Annotated in this window: 14 protein-coding genes; 9 read left to right on the top strand and 5 right to left on the bottom strand. The window is 68.4% G+C overall.

All coding sequences use genetic code 11. The features are described 5' to 3' along the window. Positions 1-317 precede the first annotated feature (317 nt). From IAI58_RS03715 to IAI58_RS03675, 9 genes are all read left to right on the top strand, one after another. Positions 318-3,926 (top strand): indolepyruvate ferredoxin oxidoreductase family protein, encoded by a 3,609-nt coding sequence (locus IAI58_RS03715; RefSeq protein WP_207447021.1) that lies wholly within the window; start codon positions 318-320, stop codon positions 3,924-3,926. A 5-nt stretch (positions 3,927-3,931) separates the two neighbouring features. Beyond that, positions 3,932-5,089, top strand: coding sequence for an isovaleryl-CoA dehydrogenase (locus IAI58_RS03710; protein ID WP_207447023.1), 1,158 nt, complete (start codon positions 3,932-3,934; stop codon positions 5,087-5,089). Positions 5,090-5,181: 92 nt separating this feature from the next. Then, entirely contained in the window at positions 5,182-6,096 is a 915-nt protein-coding gene (locus tag IAI58_RS03705) for an ABC transporter permease subunit (RefSeq protein ID WP_207447025.1), read from the top strand. Continuing rightward, entirely contained in the window at positions 6,093-7,403 is a 1,311-nt protein-coding gene (gene livM, locus IAI58_RS03700; RefSeq protein WP_207447027.1) for a high-affinity branched-chain amino acid ABC transporter permease LivM, read from the top strand. The genes IAI58_RS03705 and livM overlap by 4 nt, the downstream gene beginning before the upstream one ends. After that, the gene (locus tag IAI58_RS03695; protein ID WP_272874835.1) at positions 7,403-8,230 is read left to right on the top strand and encodes an ABC transporter ATP-binding protein; all 828 of its coding nucleotides are present in this window, start codon (positions 7,403-7,405) and stop codon (positions 8,228-8,230) included. Before livM ends, IAI58_RS03695 begins: the two co-directional genes overlap by 1 nt. Continuing rightward, on the top strand, positions 8,227-8,943 hold the full coding sequence (locus tag IAI58_RS03690; RefSeq protein WP_207447029.1) for an ABC transporter ATP-binding protein: 717 nt from the start codon (positions 8,227-8,229) through the stop codon (positions 8,941-8,943). Before IAI58_RS03695 ends, IAI58_RS03690 begins: the two co-directional genes overlap by 4 nt. 100 nt (positions 8,944-9,043) lie before the next feature. Further along, positions 9,044-10,174, top strand: a complete 1,131-nt coding sequence (locus tag IAI58_RS03685; RefSeq protein ID WP_207447031.1) for a branched-chain amino acid ABC transporter substrate-binding protein — start codon at positions 9,044-9,046, stop codon at positions 10,172-10,174. A 587-nt stretch (positions 10,175-10,761) separates the two neighbouring features. After that, positions 10,762-11,097 (top strand): hypothetical protein, encoded by a 336-nt coding sequence (locus IAI58_RS03680; protein WP_207447033.1) that lies wholly within the window; start codon positions 10,762-10,764, stop codon positions 11,095-11,097. A 509-nt stretch (positions 11,098-11,606) separates the two neighbouring features. Further along, positions 11,607-13,439, top strand: a complete 1,833-nt coding sequence (locus IAI58_RS03675; RefSeq protein ID WP_207447035.1) for an SLC13 family permease — start codon at positions 11,607-11,609, stop codon at positions 13,437-13,439. A gap of 54 nt (positions 13,440-13,493) precedes the next feature. On the opposite strand, the gene IAI58_RS03670 is transcribed toward IAI58_RS03675, so the two are convergent. The 5 genes from IAI58_RS03670 to IAI58_RS03650 all read right to left on the bottom strand — a co-directional run bounded on the left by IAI58_RS03670 (position 13,494) and on the right by IAI58_RS03650 (position 19,024). After that, positions 13,494-14,729, bottom strand: coding sequence for an NADH-ubiquinone oxidoreductase-F iron-sulfur binding region domain-containing protein (locus IAI58_RS03670; RefSeq protein ID WP_207447036.1), 1,236 nt, complete (start codon positions 14,727-14,729; stop codon positions 13,494-13,496). Then, positions 14,726-16,345, bottom strand: a complete 1,620-nt coding sequence (locus IAI58_RS03665; protein ID WP_207447037.1) for an FAD-binding protein — start codon at positions 16,343-16,345, stop codon at positions 14,726-14,728. The genes IAI58_RS03670 and IAI58_RS03665 overlap by 4 nt, the downstream gene beginning before the upstream one ends. Next, entirely contained in the window at positions 16,342-17,016 is a 675-nt protein-coding gene (locus tag IAI58_RS03660; RefSeq protein ID WP_237182388.1) for a 2Fe-2S iron-sulfur cluster-binding protein, read from the bottom strand. The genes IAI58_RS03665 and IAI58_RS03660 overlap by 4 nt, the downstream gene beginning before the upstream one ends. 501 nt (positions 17,017-17,517) lie before the next feature. Then, the gene (locus IAI58_RS03655; protein ID WP_207447038.1) at positions 17,518-18,024 is read right to left on the bottom strand and encodes a GAF domain-containing protein; all 507 of its coding nucleotides are present in this window, start codon (positions 18,022-18,024) and stop codon (positions 17,518-17,520) included. Between the two features lie 4 nt (positions 18,025-18,028). Beyond that, on the bottom strand, positions 18,029-19,024 hold the full coding sequence (locus IAI58_RS03650; RefSeq protein ID WP_207447039.1) for a Bug family tripartite tricarboxylate transporter substrate binding protein: 996 nt from the start codon (positions 19,022-19,024) through the stop codon (positions 18,029-18,031). Positions 19,025-19,036 lie beyond the last annotated feature (12 nt).

The following is a 19,036-nucleotide window of genomic DNA, read 5'->3' as shown; positions in this document are numbered from 1 at the left end:
TCGGACTGAAATGCCAAGTCCAAGCCATCGGGACAAATGGCGAAGCCTCCGCCGCGACCTGGCACTTCACATATGCATGTATTCTCGATCCGGCGTTTCGTTTCGCCCTGCTTCCTCGCCATGATGGCACTGCTCGCAGCGTCAGCGCGCAGCCCAGCCGGCGCAGATCCGGCCAAGGAGGGGAGGCCAGCGATGCCCGTCATGCCTCGCCGCACCATCCGCGGCCTCACGGAGGCCATTCCGGACGTCTCAGGTCCGGCCGATGCGCCAGGCCCGCAGGCATGCCGCGCCGGGCCGGGCCTCCGGAGCCAGCGAGAATGAGACACGGCGCGCCCCCGGCGGAGCCAGGCCCGACGGCCGATGCTCCCCTCCCCGGCACCCAGGCCTCCGGCCCTGATCCGGAGCGGGCTTATCTGTCCGGCATCCAGGCGCTGGTGCGGCTGCCGATGCTGCAACGGCTCCGCGACGCGGCGGCGGGGCTGGATACCGCCGGCTTCATTTCAGGCTATCGCGGCTCGCCGCTCGGCGGCCTCGACCAGGCGTTGTGGAAGGCCGGGAAGCCACTCGCTGAACACCGCATCCACTTCCAGCCCGGGATCAACGAGGATCTGGCGGCCACCGCTGTCTGGGGCAGCCAGCAGGTCAATCTGTTTCCGGGCGCGAAGCATGATGGCGTCTTCGCGCTGTGGTACGGCAAGGGCCCTGGCGCCGACCGCAGCGTGGATGTCTTCAAGCATGCCAATGCCGCCGGCACCTCGCGCCATGGCGGCGTGCTGGCGGTGGTCGGCGACGACCACGGCGCCAAATCCTCCTCTCTGCCACATCAGAGCGACCATGTCTTCGCCGCCTCGATGATCCCTGTGCTGAACCCGGCGGGTGTGCAGGATCTGCTGGATTTTGGCCTGCACGGCTGGGCCATGTCCCGTTTCTCCGGCTGCTGGGTGGGGCTGCGCGCCCTGAGCGATATCGTCGAGACCTCCACTGGCGTCATACTGGACCCGCACCGCGTCGAGACGCGCCTGCCGCTCGATTTCCAGATGCCACCAGGTGGCCTGTCCATCCGCTGGCCCGATCCGCCCCTGGAGCAGGAATACCGGCTGCAGCACTGGAAGGTCTATGCGGCCATGGCCTATGCACGGGCCAACCACCTGAACCGGGTGGTGATTGACAGCCCGCAGGCGCGCTTCGGCATCATCAGCAGCGGCAAATCCTATCTGGACCTGCTCCAGGCCCTCGATGCCCTCGGCATCGACGAGAGGCTGGCGGCGAAGATCGGCCTGCGCGTCTACAAGGTCGGCATGACCTGGCCGCTGGATGGCGAGGGCGTGCGCCACTTCGCCGAGGGGCTGGAAGAGATCCTCGTCGTCGAGGAGAAGCGCCAGGTCATCGAGTATCAACTCAAGGAACAGCTCTACAACTGGCGCGAGGATGTGCGCCCCAAAGTCACCGGAAAATATGATGAGAAGGGCGAATGGGGACTCCCTGGCGGCGACTGGCAGCTTCCCGCCGCCGGCGAGCTGACGCCGGCTCTGATCGCCCGCGTCATCGCCCGCCGCATCGCGCCGTTCCATACCAGCGCGCGGATCCGCGAATGCCTGGACTTCCTCGCCGCGAAGGAAGCGGCGCTGGCGCGGCCGCATCCGGTGGTGCCGCGCGCGCCGCATTACTGTTCCGGCTGCCCGCACAATACCTCCACCCGCGTGCCGGAAGGGAGCCGGGCGCTGGCCGGCATCGGCTGCCACTACATGGCGCTCTGGCTGAACCCCGACCAGACCAGGACCTTCAGCCAGATGGGTGGAGAGGGCGTGCCCTGGATCGGCCAGGCCCCCTTCACGGAAACCCGCCATGTCTTCGCCAATCTTGGTGATGGCACCTATTCCCATTCGGGCCTGCTGGCGATCCGTCAGGCGGTGGTGGCGAAGGTGCCGATCACCTATAAGATTCTGGTCAACGACGCCGTGGCGATGACCGGCGGCCAACCGGTCGAGGGCACGCTGACGGTGCCGCAGATCGTGCGGCAGGTCGCCGCCGAAGGGGTCGGGCGCATCGTCGTGGTGACGGATGACCCGGCGCGGCATCCCGCCAGCGCCCTGCCGGCCGGAGTGCCGGTGCGGCACCGGCGGGACCTCGACGCCGTGCAGCGCGAATTGCGCGACGATCCCGGCGTTTCCGTCCTCGTCTACGACCAGACCTGCGCCGCCGAGAAGCGCCGCCGCCGCAAGCGCGGGCTGATGCCGGACCCGGCACGGCGCGTCGTCATCAACGATCGTGTCTGCGAAGGCTGCGGCGACTGCTCGGCCAAGTCGAACTGCATGTCTGTGGTGCCGGTCGAGACCGAGTTCGGCCGGAAGCGCGCGATCGACCAATCCTCCTGCAACAAGGATTTCTCCTGCCTTGAAGGCTTCTGCCCGAGCTTCGTCACCGTCGAAGGCGGGCGGCTGCGCAAAGGACAGGCCGCCGCACCGGCGGGCGATGATGCCGCCGGACTGCCGGAGCCGCCCGCGCGGCCGCTCGGGCAGCCCTATGGCATCCTGGTGGCGGGGGTCGGCGGTACCGGGGTGGTGACCATCGGCGCCCTGCTCGGCACCGCCGCCGCATTGGAAGGCAAGGGCGTCTCGGTCCTGGACATGGCAGGCCTGGCGCAGAAAGGCGGCCCGGTCTGGTCGCATATCCGTCTCGCTGCCCGGCAGGATATGCTGCATGCCTCGCGCATCGCCTCGGGCGAGGCCGATCTTCTCCTGGGCTGCGACATCGTCGTGGCCGTGGCGGATGAATCCCTCTCCAAACTGCATTCGGGCACGGCGCGCGCCGTGGTCAACCGCGACTTCTCGGTCACCAGCGACTTCGTCCGCGGCTTCGCGGCACAGGCCAGGACCGGCGATGTCGCCACGCAGCGCGACCCGCATTTCCCGGTGGACACGCTCGAGGAACAGATCACCGAGGCGGTCGGCCCCGGCCGTGCCGACTTCATCGCCGGCACGCGACTGGCGACGGCGCTGCAAGGCGACTCCATCGCCACCAATCTTTTCATGGTGGGCTATGCCTATCAGAAAGGGCTGCTGCCCATCTCAGCCTCCTCGCTCCTGCGAGCCATCGAATTGAACGGCGCGGCGGTGGAGATGAACAAGGGCGCCTTTCACTGGGGGCGGCGTGCTGCGCTCGATCTCGCGGCGGTGGAACGTGTGGCCATGCCGCCCGAGGCGCTTCCCGCGCATCGCCGGCTTTCCGCCAGCCTGGACGAGGTGATCGCCCGGCGCGTCACGGAACTGACCGCCTACCAGGATGCCCGCTACGCCCGCCGCTATGCCGATCTCGTCCGGCGGGTGCGGGAGGCGGAGGCCGCGAGGACGCCAGGCCGCGGCGAACTCACCGAGGCCGTGGCGAAGGGACACTACAAGCTCCTCGCCACCAAGGACGAATACGAGGTCGCCCGCCTCTATACCCAAACCGGCTTCCTGGAGCTGCTGGAAAGAAGCTTTGAGGGCGACACCAGACTGGTCTTCCACCTGGCACCGCCGCTCTGGGCCAGGATCGACCCGGCCACGGGTGAGCCGCGCAAGCGCGCCTTCGGCCCCTGGATGCTGCATGCCCTCCGGGTGCTGGCGCGGCTCCGGCGGTTGCGGGGTACCGCCTTCGACCCCTTCCGCTTCAGCGAGGACCGGAAACTGGACCGGCGCCTGCTGGCCGAATACGAACATCTGGTGGATGAGCTGATCGCCACGCTTCACGCGAGCAACCACGCCCTGGCCGTGGAACTGGCATCCCTGCCGGAGCAGATCCGCGGCTACGGCCCGGTCCGCAGGCGGCATGCCGAGCACGCGAAGCGCCAGGAAGCCAGGCTGCTCAAGGAATTCCGCCGCGGGGACGCGGGTCCGGACGAAAGCGGCGAACGGGTGCCGGAAGCGCCCGTGCTGATGCGGGGGTGACAGACATGTCCGGCCTGAACTTCGACCTTGGCGACACAGCGGATGCGCTGCGCGCCGCGGTCGCGCGCTTCGCCGCCGCCGAGATCGCGCCGCGCGCGGCCGAAATCGATGCGCGCAACGAGTTTCCGGCCGATCTCTGGAGGAAGTTCGGCGACCTCGGCCTGCTCGGCATCACCGTCGAGGAAGACTATGGCGGGGCGGGCATGGGCTATCTCGAGCATGTCGTGGCGATGGAGGAGATCAGCCGCGCCTCGGCCTCAGTCGGGCTTTCCTATGGCGCGCATTCCAATCTCTGCGTCAACCAGATCCGCCGGAACGGCAGTGCGGAGCAGAAGCGCCGTTACCTGCCGCGGCTAATCTCCGGCGAGCATGTCGGCGCGCTGGCGATGAGCGAGACGGGCGCCGGCTCCGATGTCGTCGGCATGCGCCTGCGCGCGGACCGGCGCGGCGACCGCTACGTGCTGAATGGCAACAAGATGTGGATCACCAATGGCCCCGACGCGGATGTGCTGGTGGTCTATGCCAAGACGGACCCGCAGGCCGGCGCTCGCGGCATCACCGCCTTTCTGGTCGAGAAGGGTTTCGCGGGTTTCTCCACCGCGCAGAAACTCGACAAGCTCGGCATGCGCGGCTCCAATACCTGCGAACTGGTCTTCCGCGATTGCGAAGTGCCGGAGGAGAATGTGCTTGGCGAGCCCGGCGGCGGCGTCAAGGTATTGATGAGCGGCCTGGACTATGAGCGGGCCGTGCTGGCGGGCGGCCCTCTCGGCATCATGCAGGCCTGCCTGGACGTGGTGCTGCCCTATGTGCGCGAGCGCCGGCAGTTCGGCCAGCCGATCGGCGAGTTCCAGCTGATGCAGGCCAAGGTCGCCGATCTCTACACCGTGGCGAATGCCGCGCGGGCCTATGTCTATGCCGTGGCCCGCTCCTGCGACCGGGGCCAGGTGACGCGCAGGGATGCCGCGGGAGCGATTCTCTTCGCCGCCGAGAAGGCGACCTGGAGCGCGTTGGAGGCGATCCAGGCCCTGGGCGGCAACGGCTATATCAACGACTACCCGACGGGGCGGCTGCTGCGCGATGCCAAGCTCTACGAGATCGGGGCCGGCACTTCCGAGATCCGGCGCATGCTGATCGGCCGGGAGTTGTTCAACGAGGGCTCCTGAGACTCCCTGGACGCGATCTTCCTTCCCAAGAGGCAATGGCACGGACTAGGCTTTCCGCGAGAGGCTTCAACCTGCAAGGGGAGACGTGTCGCTTGGCCTACGCGCTGCAGCAGCTCATCAACGGCATCTCGCTCGGCATGATCTACGGGCTCATCGCCATCGGCTACACCATGGTCTATGGCATCATCGGCATGATCAATTTCGCCCATGGTGATATTTTCATGGTGGGCGCCTTTCTCTCCCTCATCGGCCTGTTGCTGATCACCTCCGGTGGATTTCTGGACGGGGCGGCGGCCATCCTGCTGGTCCTGGCCCTGTCCATGGCCTTTACCGCCCTCTATGGCTGGACGGTGGAGCGGATCGCCTACCGTCCCCTGCGCGGGTCCTTCCGCCTGGCACCGCTGATCTCGGCCATCGGCATGTCCATCGTGCTGCAGAACTACGTGCAGGTCGCCCAGGGCGCACGCGTGAAGCCGATCGAGCCCGTGGTGCACGGCGGCTTCACGCTGATGCAGGACGGCAGCTTCGCCGTGCAGCTCTCCACCATGCAGATCCTGATCGTGACCACGACCCTGGCAATGCTGGCGATCTTCACCTGGCTGGTGACGCGGACGCCGCTCGGCCGTGCCATGCGTGCCTGCGAGCAGGACCGGCGGATGGCGAGCCTGCTGGGCATCGACACGGACCGCACCATCAGCATCACCTTCGTCATCGGCGCGGCGCTGGCGGCGGTCGCCGGCACCATGTACCTTCTGCGCTACGGTGTCATCGACTTCTATATCGGCTTCCTGGTGGGGGTGAAGGCCTTCACCGCCGCCGTGCTGGGAGGCATCGGCAGCCTGCCCGGCGCGGTGTTGGGCGGGCTGCTGATCGGGCTGATCGAGACCTTCTGGTCCGCCTATTTCAGCGTGCAGTACAAGGACGTCGCCGCCTTCTCCATCCTGATCATGACGCTGGTCTTCATGCCCACCGGCCTGCTGGGCCGGGCGGAGGTCGAGAAGGTATGAGCCTGGCCCGGAGGCGGCGTCCCGCCCTCGGCGCCGCACTGAAGGATGCAGGACTGGCCGCGTTGGTCGCCGCCGGCCTCTTCCTTCCCATGGTCGGGCTGCGCACGGATGTCAGCCCCAGCGGCGCCCTCTTCCTCCGCACCCGCTGGACGGATGTGCTGCTGCTGGTGGCCATCGTCTTCGCCGGCCGGTTCCTGCTGCGGCTCTGGCAGGAATGGAAAGCGGAGCGGCATGGCCCTTCCCTGCAACGGCGCCTCGCCCGGCCATTGTCGCATGCCGGGCGCTTCGTGGCGCCGGTGCTGCTGCTCTTCGCGCTGCTGCTGCCGCTCATCCCGGGCATCGGCCGCTACGAACTCGACCTCGGCATCCTCGTGCTGACCTATGTGATGCTGGGCTGGGGGCTGAACATCGTCGTCGGCCTCGCCGGCCTGCTGGACCTCGGCTATGTCGCCTTCTACGCGGTGGGTGCCTATTCCTACGCGCTGCTGGCCCAGAATTTCGGATTCTCCTTCTGGGTCTGCCTGCCGCTGGCAGGAATCCTGGCGGCTTTCTGGGGCATCCTGCTGGGCTTTCCGGTGCTGCGCCTGCGCGGGGACTATCTCGCCATCGTCACGCTCGGCTTCGGCGAGATCATCCGCCTGATCCTGCTGAACTGGGTCAGCCTGACCGGCGGGCCCAATGGCATCTCCGGCATCCCCCGTCCCAGCTTCTTCGGCCTGGCCTTCACCGCCGGCGGCGGCCCCGGCTCCTTCGCCGATTTCTTCGGGCTGGAGCCCAGCCCGACGCATCGCGTCGTCTTCCTCTACTACCTCATCCTGGCATTGGCGCTGCTGACCAACTGGGTCACGCTGCGCCTGCGCCGCCAGCCGCTCGGCCGCGCCTGGGAGGCGATGCGGGAGGATGAGATCGCCTGCCGCAGCCTGGGCATCAACATCACCACCACCAAGCTGACCGCCTTCGCGCTCGGCGCCATGTTCGGCGGCTTCGCCGGCGCCTTCTTCGCCACGCGGCAGGCCTTCATCAGCCCGGAATCCTTCACCTTCATCGAAAGCGCCATCATCCTGGCCATCGTCGTGCTGGGGGGCCTCGGCAGTCAGCTCGGAGTCGCCATCGCGGCGCTGGTGCTGATCGGCGGCTTCGAGGTGTTCCGCGACTTGCAGGAATGGCGCATGCTGGTCTTCGGTGGCGCCATGGTGCTGATCATGATCTGGAAGCCGCGCGGGCTGGTCGGCAGCCGCCCCCCCTCCGTCGCCCTGGGTAAGAAGCGGACCATCAGCGCCGCCATGGTGGCCGAGGGCCGTGGCTGATGGCGCCGATCCTGACGGTCGAGAGGCTGACCATGCGCTTCGGCGGCCTGACCGCGGTGAAGGAGGTCTCCTTTGCCGCCGCGCAGGGCGCCATCACCGCCGTCATCGGCCCGAATGGCGCCGGCAAGACGACGATGTTCAACTGCATCACCGGCTTCTACCGGCCGACCTCCGGCAGCCTGCTGCTGCACCATGCCGGGCAGGATGTGGCGCTGCACCGCCTGGCCGGGCACCGCATCGCGGGCGCGGGCGTGGCGCGCACCTTCCAGAACGTCCGCCTCTTCGGCGGCATGACGGTGCTGGAGAACCTGCTGGTGGCGCAGCACCGCAGGCTGATGGCGGCGACGGGCTTCGGCATCGGCGCCGTGCTGGGCCTTTCCGGCTACAAGGCAGCGGAACGGGCGGCGATCGGCCGCGCCACCGCCTGGCTGGAGGCCTGCGCGCTGATCGACCGGGCCGATGACCCCGCCGGCAGCCTGCCCTATGGCGCGCAGCGGCGGCTGGAGATCGCGCGCGCCATGTGCACGGAACCCGCGCTGCTCTGCCTCGATGAACCGGCGGCGGGCCTCAATCCACGTGAATCCCTGGCGCTCGGCCAGTTGCTCTGCGCCATCCGCGACGGCCGGGCGGCGGAAGGCGCGGCACCTTGCTCCATCCTGCTGATCGAGCATGACATGGGCGTGGTGATGGGCATCTCCGACCACATCGTGGTGCTCGACCACGGCAGCAAGATCGCCGACGGCGCCCCCGCCGAGATCCGTGCTGACGACAAGGTCATCGCCGCCTATCTGGGCGAGGGCGACGAGGACGAGGACAGCGCGGCATGAGCAGGCCTCTGCTGGAGATTGACGATGTCCACACCTTCTATGGCGCGATTGAGGCACTGAAAGGCGTTTCCATCGCCGTGGCGCCCGGCGAGATCGTCACGCTGATCGGTGCCAACGGCGCCGGGAAATCGACGCTGCTGATGACCATCTGTGGCGATCCGCGCGCCCGCTCCGGCCGCGTCATCTTCGACGGGCAGGACATCACGGAACAGCCCACACATCACATCATGCGCGGTGGGATTGCCCAGTCGCCGGAAGGACGGCGTGTCTTCCCGCGCATGAGCGTGCGTGAAAATCTGCTGATGGGCGCGCAGAGTTCCGGGATTCCCGCCGGCCCGGGACTGGAACAGGCTTTTGCGTTATTCCCACGGTTGCAGGAGCGTGAGGCGCAACGCGCGGGCACGCTGTCGGGCGGTGAGCAGCAGATGCTGGCCATCGCCCGCGCACTGATGTCGCGCCCGCGCCTGCTGCTGCTGGACGAGCCCTCCCTCGGCCTCGCGCCGCTGGTATCGCGGCAGATCTTTCAGGCCATCCGCAGGCTGAATGCCGAGACGGGGCTGACCGTGCTGCTGGTTGAGCAGAATGCAAACCAGGCGCTGCGGCTGGCCCATCGCGGCTATGTCCTGGTCACCGGGCGAATCACCATGTCCGGCACGGGGCGGGAGCTCCTCGCGCGGCCGGAGATACGCGACGCCTATCTGGGCAGTCATTAAGCTTGCAGATCATGCTGGCGGAGCCGCGTGAAGGTTCATTAGGCTGTGCCTGCAACACCGGCCGGCGATCGGTGCCGGCGGCTGAACAGCGGAGGCTCTGATGATGCAACGCAGACAGCTTCTTGGCACCGTGGCCGGGATGGCGGCAGCCGGAATGGCGGGCACAGGCGGCAGCCGTGACGCTGCGGCGCAGTCGGGCACCCTGCGGATCGCCTGCGTCGGGCCCATGACCGGGCAATACGCCACCTTCGGCACGCAGCTTCGCGCCGGCGCGGAACAGGCCGTGGCCGATATCAATGCGGCGGGCGGCGTGCTGGGCCAGCAGATCGCGATGGAACTGGGCGACGATGCCTGTGACCCGCGCCAGGCGGTCTCGGTCGCCAACCAGATGGCCAGCCGGCAGGTGAAGCTGATCGCCGGGCATTTCTGCTCCGGCTCCTCGATTCCCGCCAGCAAGGTCTATGCGGAAGAGGGCGTGTTGCAGATCAGCCCGGCTTCCACCAACCCGCAATATACCGATGCCGGCGGCTGGAACACCTTCCGCACCTGCGGGCGCGACGATCAACAAGGGAAGGTGGCCGGCGCCTTCATCGCCAAGACCTATCCTGGCAAGAAGGTCGCCATCCTTCACGACAACTCGGCCTATGGCAAAGGCCTGGCTGACGAGACCAAGAAATCACTGAACGCGGCCGGCGCGACCGAGGCTGTCTATGCCGCCTATACGCCGGGCGAGCGTGACTATTCCGCCCTGGTGTCCCGCCTGAAGTCCGCGGGCGTCGAGATCATCTATGTCGGCGGCTATCACACCGAGGCCGGGCTGATCCTGCGGCAGGCGAAGGAGCAGGGCATGCCGGTCACCCTGATCGGCGGCGACGCGCTGGTGACGAGCGAGTTCTGGCAGATCACCGGTGCCGCCGGCGAGGGCACGCTGATGACCTTCGCCTCCGACCCGCGCAAGCGCCCCACCGCCGCTGAGGTCGTGGAACGCTTCCGCGCCAGGAATGTCGATCCAGAGGGTTATGTCCTCTACACCTATGCCGCCGTGCAGATCTGGGCGGACGCGGCGAAGAAGGCTGGTAGCACCGACCCCCGGAAGGTCTCTGAGACACTGAAATCCGGCGGCCCCTGGAACAGCGTCCTCGGTCCCATCACCTTCGACCCCAAGGGCGACGTGACTGTCCCTGACTATGTCTTCTATGTCTGGAAGAACGGCTCCTACGCCGAGGTCTGAGGTCCGCCGACGCCGGTGGCGTCATCCACGCCGCTGGTCCCCGGCCACTCTTCCAGGCAATGCCGGGCGGCCGCAGAGACATCCCGGTTCGCGCGGCAGCGCCCCGGTTCCAGGATGATCGCCGGGCCCGGAGCCATCCGGCCGTCCTTGAGCATCCGCGATGAATGGCGTACGTCGCCATGTGGCGGATGCGCCGGTGAGCCTCCGTCATTCGCCCGCCATCCGGATGTGGAGGCGTGATTTCCCGGCATGAGCGGAGGCCGGGTTCATCCTCGGGCCCGGCCGCGATGCCGGAATGCTGTTGAATGAGAGGGGATGGACTTTGCCGTTGAGTCAGGCGCTTGAGTATATCGCGCAGAACCGGACCGCAGTCATCATCATGGTGGCCGTCGCCTTCCTGACGCTGTGGCTGCGGAACCGCCGGTAGCGGCCCTGACGCCCCCCGCCATGCCCTCTGGCCATGACTTCGGCGATCTGGCGAAGAATAGCTCCGCGCCGCCTTGTTCGGTTTTTGTTCTTACATTATAGTGAGCGGTTCCCCCGTGATGCCGGCTGAGCAGCCGACGTCTGAGAGCCAGAGGTCCGCCGTGCGAAAGCGTGCATCCAACCCGACCGCCCGTTCCCCGGCTCCGCTCTCCAGCCGGTCGGCCCTGTCCCGCATCGCCGAGCTGGTGGGGCGGGGCCACGATGCCGCCCGGCTCCGCCGTGAAGCCGAGGCCCTGATCGCCGCCCTTCGGCAGATCCATGAGCCGGATCAACTGCGCGAGCTGCTGGACGAGATGCGGGAGCAGCTCGACGCCGGCATCGAGGCCGCGGAAGACACGATGGCCGAAGCTGACGGCGATGGAGCAGCCAAGGCGGCGACCCGCTCGCTGGCCGCCCTGGCCGCCGCCCGCGACACCTTCGCCCGGGGCGCGTCGTGACGGGGAGGCGGAACGCCCACCCGCGCCCATATCGCCGCCGCACCGGGTAGCCGGCCGGCCTGGAAACCCCCAGGGCGTAACCAAGGCGGGGCGCGGGCCAGACGCCCCGCGCCCGGACCAGTCTCTGGCACCCGCATATGGCCGTCCGGAAGCACCCGCTGCGTGAGGCGGGGCGCCCCGGCCGCCGGCCCGGCCCAGTTCCAGATACCAACCGGGAGACCTCTTGCGGTCAGGGCTGCCGAGGCCGTGTGCGCGCTTCGTGTCCTGCCTGCCAGGCCCGCCCGCCGGTAACGGCCGCGCTGCCATTCGTCCTTCCCGCTGCCCCGATCAAATCGGCCGTCCCGCCTCCGGCGGATGCGGCGCATCATGGATGCCGGCCGTTATAGGCTCGCCAGGGTGGAAGCAGCCTTGCCTGTCGTGAGCGGTGACGCGCGCACTCCAATGGCCCCGGCAATGGTGCTTCTCTATGGCAGCCCAGGAATATGGCGCCATCGGCCCGGAGTGTAGTTGTGTCCCTTGATCTAGCCATCGTGCTTGGCTTGCTTGCGATCGCGGTCGTCATGTTTGCCCTGGGCCGGCCGCGCATGGATGTCGTCGCGATAGCCATGCTCGTCGCTCTGCCCATGACCGGCATTCTCACGGTTCAGGAGGCCCTGGCTGGTTTCAGCGACCCCAGCGTGGTGCTGATCGCGGCCCTTTTCGTCATCGGTGAGGGCCTGGTCCAGACCGGTATCGCCTCCCGCCTCGGGGATTGGCTGGCATCCCGCACGGGCGGCAGCAGTGTCAGGCTCATGGCGATGCTGATGCTGGCCGTCGCGACGCTGGGCTCGGTGATGAGTTCCACCGGGGTGGTTGCCATCTTCATCCCGGTCGTGTTGCGCATCACCATGCGGCTCCGGATCCCGCCGAGCCAGATGATGATGCCGCTGAGTTTTGCGGCACTCATCAGCGGCATGATGACGCTTGTTGGCACGCCGCCCAACCTGATCGTGAACAGCGAACTGGTGCGGAGCGGCCATGAGGGCTTCAACTTCTTCAGCTTCACCCCTTTCGGCGTGCCCATCCTGTTGCTGGGCATCGTCTATATGGCCATGGCACGTCATTCACTGACGGGTACGGAGCCGAAGGAGACAACCCAACACGGCCACATAACCCTGGCGCAGCTCATCCGGGATTACGGGCTGACCGGATGCTCGTGGCGTCTCCGCATCGGCCCCGACTCACCCCTGGTCGGACATAACCTCGCGGCACTGCGCCTGCGCGCCAGGCATGGCCTGAATATCATGGCCATTGAGCGCCCGCAGCGCTTTGCCCCCGCCTTCCTGAACGCGACGGCAGAGACGGTTCTGCGCCCGGGCGATGTGCTGATCGCCCATTTCGCCGGCCCCGAGGAGCAGTTGAGGGCGATCGCAGCCCCGCTGGCTCTGCGGCCTTCGCCGCTCGCGGATCTCGACCCCGTCCGCGAGCCACGCCCCATCGGCTTGGCGGAGGTGATCATCCCCCCCGATTCCCCCCTCTGCGGCAGGTCGGTGCTGGAGGCGGAATTCCGCTCCACCTATGGGCTGACGGTGGTCGGTCTGCGCCGTGGCCGGAACATCTGGGGAGAGGGATTACTGGAAGAGGAGTTGCAGGCGGGGGACACGCTGCTGCTGGTCGGTCCCTGGAAGGCCCTGCACCGTTCCCAGCGCGGAAAGAGAAGCTTCGTGCTGCTCCATCAGCCGGCGGATCTGGAGGAGCTGTCCCCCGCCGCCGATCGTGCTCCCCAGGCCTTGCTCAGCCTGGCCGTCGTTATCCTGCTGATGGTCAGCAATACATTGCCCCATGTGCAGGCGGCTTTGATCGGCTGCCTCATGATGCTGGGCTTCCGCTGCATCGACGTGGATAGCGCCTACCGCGCCATCCATTGGCAGACCGTCATCCTGATCGGCGGCATGCTGCCCTTCGCCCTGGCCTTGCAGAAGACCGGCGGCATCGCGCTGGCGGCGGATGGGCTGATCGGGCTGGCGGGGGATGCCGGGCCCTACGCCCTGCTGGCCAGCCTGTTCGTGGCGACAGCCCTGACCGGCATGTTCATCTCCAATACCGCCACGGCCGTGCTGATGGCACCGGTTGCCATGGCCACGGCACGGGACATGGGGCTCTCGCCCTATCCCTTCGCCATGATCGTCGCGCTGGCGGCCTCGGCGGCCTTCATGACACCGGTATCCTCACCGGTGAACATGCTGGTGATGGGGCCGGGCCGCTACCGCTTCGGCGACTTCGTACGCATCGGCGTGCCCTTCACCCTGCTGGTGATGGCGGTGAGCCTGGCCCTCGTGCCCTGGCTGCTGCCGGTGCGTTAGGCCCCGGCGTCACGGATGGCACTCCGCACTGGGCCGCGCGGCTGGAGCGGGCACTCAGCCTTGCCCCAGTGCCCGCTCATACTCCGCCCGGAAGGTCTTCAGCGAGGAGGCCAGCACCGTCGCCGCCCCGTCCACCAGCCCGCAGCGCCCGCTGCCCGGCAACAGCTCCGCCAGGTTCTCCAGCGCCTGGAGGTCACTGGGCCGCCCCGCGCCCGCCTCCACCCGCTCCAGGATGCGGGAGACCTGATGGGTGCCGATCTTGCAGGGCGGGCACTGGCCGCAGGAATTGGCGGCGAAGAAGGCGACATATTCCGCCGTCTTGCGCAGGATGCTCGTGCCCTCCCCCACCACGATCATCGCCCCCGTGCCGAGGCGGGAGCCCCGCGCGCGCAGGCTGTCGAAATCGAGCGGCGCGTCGAGGTCGTCCGCCGTCAGCAGGGTGTTGGAGGGGCCGCCGGTGAAGACCGCCTTGAAGGCCTTGCCGGCCAGCATGCCGCCGCCCTGCCCGAAGACCAGGCTGCGGAGCGGGGTACCCATGGGCAGCTCGTGCAGCCCAGGGCGCAGCACGTCGCCGGAGAGCGAGAAGAGCTTGGTGCCCGGTGCGCCGCCAAGGCCGAGGCCGCGATACCATTCCGCCCCATGGCTCAGAATCTGCCCGGAATGGGCCAGGGTCTCGACATTGTTCAGCAGGGTCGGCGCGCCGTTCACGCCCTTCTCCGCCGGAAAGGGTGGCTTCAGCGTGGGGAAGGGGAAGCCGCCCATGACGCTCGCCACCGCCGCCGTCTCCTCGCCCCCGACATAGAGGCCGGAGCCGGTGACGACGAGGAGGTGCAACTCCTCCCCGATGGCCTCGGCCAGCCGCGCGAGGAGCGGATGCGCCTCCCATTGCGTCACCGCCTCACGCAACACCCGCACAGCGGCAGCCTCGCGCGGGTTGACGTAGAGGACGATGCTGGCGGCCTTCACCGCCAGGGCCGCGACCAGCGCCCCCTCGATCACCTGATGCGGCGTGCGGGAGAGCAGGAAGCGGTCCTTGAAGGTGCCCGGCTCGTCCTCGTTGCCGTTGCAGACCACCCATTTGCCGGGGCCGGGCTGCGCCGCCACGGCGGCCCATTTGCGGTGGGTGGGAAAGCCCGCGCCGCCCAGGCCGCGCAGGCCGGCGGCCTCGATGGCCGGGATGATGCCGGACGGGTCGGCCAGGGCGTTCTCCAGCCCGGCGCCGCCGCCCACCGCCATCCAGGCGGCGAGATCGGCGCCGACGCAAATGCGCTCATCGGTCAGGACCTTCATGCCGCCCTCCCCCGCTCGGTCGCCATGTTGAAATTGCCGTAGGGCGGAAAGATCATCGGCGCCTTGAGGCTCAGCGGCATGCCCTGGGCGATCAGGGCGCGGCGCCAGTCCGCCAGATGGTTCAGCCCGATATTGCGCGGGCGCTCCACCCGCGCATCGGCGGCGGCGGCGCGCCCGGCGCGGCGGCCGAAGGCCACCAGTTCCAGCAGGGCATTGCCCATCATGCGGTTGCGGCCATGCAGCCCGCCCGTCACCTCGCCCGCGCAAAGCAGGCCGGGCACGCCGCTCCATCCATCCGGGTCGATGACGATGCCGCCATTCTGGTAGTGCAGCGTCGGGTGGATCAGGAAGGGCTCCTCCGCTGCGTCGAAGCCGCCGCGATGGGCGAGATGCGCGAGCGTCGTCAGGCTCTTGCCGAGGATGCCGGGCTTCTCCCGCTCAAGCCCCGGCGTGTCGAGGAAGACACCGGGGCGGCCGTCACGGAGGATGCCGCGCCCTTCGGCGATCTCGCGCAGGATGGCGGCGGATACCACGTCGCGCGGGCCCAGCTCATCGACGAAGCGCTCGCCCAGCCCGTTGACCAGGGCAGCGCCGGAGGCACGGGCGGCTTCGCTGACCAGCTGGCCCTGCATGCGCGGCGGCCAGGCGATGCCGGTGGGGTGGTACTGGAAGCTGTCCACCTCGCGCAGCGTGGCGCCGAGGCGATAGGCCAGCACCAGCCCATCCGCCGTGGCGCCATAGTGGTTGGAAGTGGGGAAGCCCGCGATGTGCAGCCGCCCGGCCCCGCCCGTGGCCAGCACCGTGGCGCCGGCGCGGGCCAGCACGGCGCGTCCCAGGCCGAGGTCGTGCAACGCGGCGCCGGCGCAGCGCCCGCGGTCATCGGTCAGCAGCTCCAGCGCCGGATGGCGGTCCAGCAGGGTGATGCCGGGCTGCAGCAGCACGGCCTCCCGCAGCACCCGCATCATCTCAAGGCCGGTGAAGTCCCGGTAGGAAAGCAGGCGTGCCGCCGTGGCGCCGCCGGGCTTCTTGCACAGCAGGCTGCCGCCCATGCGCTCGCTGCCCTCGGCCAGGTCGAAGCTCATGCCCTCCTGGATCAGCCAGCGGATCACCGCCGGGCCGTCCGAGACCAGCGCCGCCACCAGCGCCTTGTCGGCGATGAAATGGCCAGCGCGCAGCGTGTCCTCGAAATGGCGCTGCAGGCTGTCCTCGGCCCCCACGGCGGCCTGGATGCCGCCCTCCGCCATCACCGTGTTGCTGTCGCCGAAGCGCAGCTTGGTGGTCAGGATCACCCGCGCCCCGGCGCGCGCCGCCGTCAGCGCGGCGACGCAGCCCGCGCCGCCGCCGCCGATCACCAGCACATCCGCATCCAGCATGGGCGCGGCGGCGATGTCCACATCCTCGATCAGGGAGTCGGATTGCAGCAGCGCGGCCAGCTCCACCCGGCAGGGCAGGCCGGCACTGGCGCCGACGCGGAGCGGTACCATGGCGCCGGGCCGGCGGTCGGGATGGAAGCGCTCGAGCAATTCCGGCACCGGCAGGGCCAGGGCCTTCGGCGGGGCTGGCATCCGGGCGCGCCAGGATGCCAGGGCCTCGGCATGGGGAATGCCGCCGCTCATGGCTGCACCGGCGGATTGGCGCCGGGCGCATCCGGGTCGATGGGCTGCCGACCCTGCTCGATCTCTCGCAGCCGGCCGATCAGATCGGCGGGGCGCAGCGTGAGCGAGGCATTCATGCGCCGCACGAACTGACCCAGATGCGCCGGGTCGATATTCTCGGGGCAGGCGGCGACGCAGAGGTTGCACATCACGCATTGATCGAAGAGCGCCGCCGCGGTGAAGGCCTCCCCCGCCGCGGAGAGGTTCACCATGCGCTGCACCTCGATTCCCTTGGGGCAGGCGCGGTCGCAGCCACTGCAATGGCGGCAGTTCTTGGCCTCGGGGAAGACGGCGTCGATCTGGTCCAGCGCGGTCCAGCTGTCGGTCAGGGCGTGGAGGTCGTAGGCATGCGGGCGTCGTGCCGGAAAATGATCCACGAAGGAGACCTGCATTCCCTCCTCCACCTCCGTCTCGCAGGCCAGCGCGGTGCCGGCGAGGCGCTCGCCCTGCCGCCGCACCAGGACGCGGCAGGCACCGCAGACGCCCTGGCCCATGCAGCCGACATTCTCGGTCAGCGGCAGGCCGGCCGCGATCCAGGCCTGCAACAGGGATGCCCCGGCTTCCGCCAGCAGGGGATTCCCGTCAAAGATGAAGCTTATCTTTGTTTTTGCCGCGATTTCGCTTCCGCTCAAAAGAGCCTCCCCGAGATACTCATTTCATGAAGTCATATGCTGCTCCGCTTATTCAAGCCTTCCAGAAAACCCCTCTCTCTGCGGCGGCAAGATACTGGTGGAATACCGCTTCAGAAATTCGGCATCGCGATAATCCAGGCCACGGCCTTCCCTTATCCTTGCCCCCGCAGCGCGGAATATGCCTCGCCAGGCGATGACGGCTCCGACGTCGCAATTCATGGCAGCCGGGATGACCGGCCAAGGCAGGGAAGCCTGGATGCCGGCCCTGGATCGCGGCAACGCGGGTTGAGCTTGCGGTGGCCGGCCCCAAGCGCCGGTCGTGGATGAAGGCGCAATGTCCGCGCTGGCCTGCGACGCCGGGCATGGCCCGGCGCTCTTTATCCGCCCGGCACCCACGCCGGATCAGGAAACCGCCCGGCGCGGGCTTTCAGGAGCGGCCATGATCGTCACGGGTGCGGGCCGCGCTACCGCTTCACGACGCATGGCGCGCCTCTGGAGGGATCAGGCAGCCGTGCCGGGATCCCGCCCCCTGGGGCCTCCGCCACTGATCCAGTCGGGCGTGGCCAGCAGCGCCAGGAGGCGCGCCGCCGCGATATGCGCGGGATCGAGGCTCTCCTCCGGCCAGAGCAGGTTGAGCGTGCCGAGGCACTCTCCGGCCACGAGGATGGGAAGATTCACGATGCTCCGCAGGCCGAGGCCAAGAATCACCTCATGATCCGCGAAATGCGCACGGATCGCGGCCTCACCCTCACCTTCGAAACGGCGGCCCTCCAGCAGCACCTGCCGCCCCCAGTCGGTGTCCCGCTTCGGCTTGCGTCCGCCGACCGGATATTCGGACGGCCGCGAGCTGAAGATGCGCTGCACCGTCATGGCCTGCCGGTCGAAGACCATGGCGGTGCAGAGCTGTTGCCCCGTCAGTTTCCGCGCCAGCCGGTCGGCGGCGCGGATCCGCGGCAGCGGGTCGCCGTCACGGGAAGCCTCCTCAAAAGCCGCAGCGAGATCAGGCAAGTTCTCAGGCATCGGTCTTGTCGATGCCGAGGTCCCGGATCACCTTGTGCCACTTCGCCGCGTCCAGGCGCAGCCGCTCGGCGAAGGCGGCCGGGGTCTCGTTCACCACCTCGACGCCAATCGACGCCATCTTGCCCTTCACGTCGGGCAGCATCAGCGCCTTGTTCATCTCGGCGTTCAGGCGGTTCGTCAGCGCGGGCGCCATGCCTTTCGGGCCGAGCGCGCCATACCACACCGCCATCTCGAAGCCCGGCAGGCTCTCGCCCACCGTCGGCACATCCGGCAGCAGGGCGGAGCGCTTCTCCTCCGTCACCGCCAGCAGCTTCAGCCGCCCGTTGTTCACGTGTTCCAGTGTCTGGGTGCCCGCGGAGAAGAAGAGCTGCGTCTGGCCCGCCACCGTGTCCAGCGTCGCCGGAGCGCCGCCGCGATAAGGCACATGCACCATGTCCAGTCCCGCCATCTGCGCGAACATCGCCGCGCAGAGATGGTTGGTCGAGCCCGCGCCCGCGGAGGCATAGGCGATCTTGCCCGGGTTCGCCTTTGCATAGGCGATGAACTCCGGCACCGTGTTGGCGGGGACCGAGGGATGCACCACCATGGTGTTCAGCACATAGGCCAGCAGCGCGACAGGGGTGAAATCCTCCGCGCCATTGAAGGGCATGTTGCTGAACAGTGCATCGTTCATGGCATGCGTGCTCATCGAGCCGACGAGCAGCGTCTGCCCGTCCGGCGCGGAACGCGCGACGAAGGACGAGCCGATATTGCCGGACGCGCCGGAACGGTTCTCCACCACGAAGGGCTGACCGAAGGCCAGCCGCAGTGGTTCCGCCAGCACCCGCGCCAGGATGTCGGTGGACCCACCCGGCGCCCAGGGCACGATCATGCTGACCGGGCGGCTGGGATAGGCGTCCTGCGCCCGGGCGGCAGGAGCAAAGGTCGTGACGGCCGGCGCGGCGAGCAGGGAGAGCGCGGCGCGGCGCGACAGGCGGGGTTGGGTCATGGTCTTGTTATC

Source organism: Roseomonas marmotae, assembly GCF_017654485.1.
Taxonomy (GTDB): domain Bacteria; phylum Pseudomonadota; class Alphaproteobacteria; order Acetobacterales; family Acetobacteraceae; genus Pseudoroseomonas; species Pseudoroseomonas marmotae.
The sequence above is the reverse complement of the archived record's forward strand: the minus strand, read 5'-3'. Positions and strand labels throughout refer to the sequence as shown.

What these genes read in the sequence shown, in the direction of transcription:
- livM (WP_207447027.1), top strand. Translation starts at nt 6,093, where the DNA reads ATGAGCCTGGCCCGGAGGCGGCGTCCCGCCCTCGGCGCCGCACTGAAG.
- IAI58_RS03685 (WP_207447031.1), top strand. Translation starts at nt 9,044, where the DNA reads ATGATGCAACGCAGACAGCTTCTTGGCACCGTGGCCGGGATGGCGGCA.
- IAI58_RS03670 (WP_207447036.1), bottom strand. Translation starts at nt 14,729, where the DNA reads ATGAAGGTCCTGACCGATGAGCGCATTTGCGTCGGCGCCGATCTCGCC.
- IAI58_RS03665 (WP_207447037.1), bottom strand. Translation starts at nt 16,345, where the DNA reads ATGAGCGGCGGCATTCCCCATGCCGAGGCCCTGGCATCCTGGCGCGCC.
- IAI58_RS03650 (WP_207447039.1), bottom strand. Translation starts at nt 19,024, where the DNA reads ATGACCCAACCCCGCCTGTCGCGCCGCGCCGCGCTCTCCCTGCTCGCC.
- IAI58_RS03710 (WP_207447023.1), top strand. Translation starts at nt 3,932, where the DNA reads ATGTCCGGCCTGAACTTCGACCTTGGCGACACAGCGGATGCGCTGCGC.
- IAI58_RS03715 (WP_207447021.1), top strand. Translation starts at nt 318, where the DNA reads ATGAGACACGGCGCGCCCCCGGCGGAGCCAGGCCCGACGGCCGATGCT.
- IAI58_RS03690 (WP_207447029.1), top strand. Translation starts at nt 8,227, where the DNA reads ATGAGCAGGCCTCTGCTGGAGATTGACGATGTCCACACCTTCTATGGC.
- IAI58_RS03695 (WP_272874835.1), top strand. Translation starts at nt 7,403, where the DNA reads ATGGCGCCGATCCTGACGGTCGAGAGGCTGACCATGCGCTTCGGCGGC.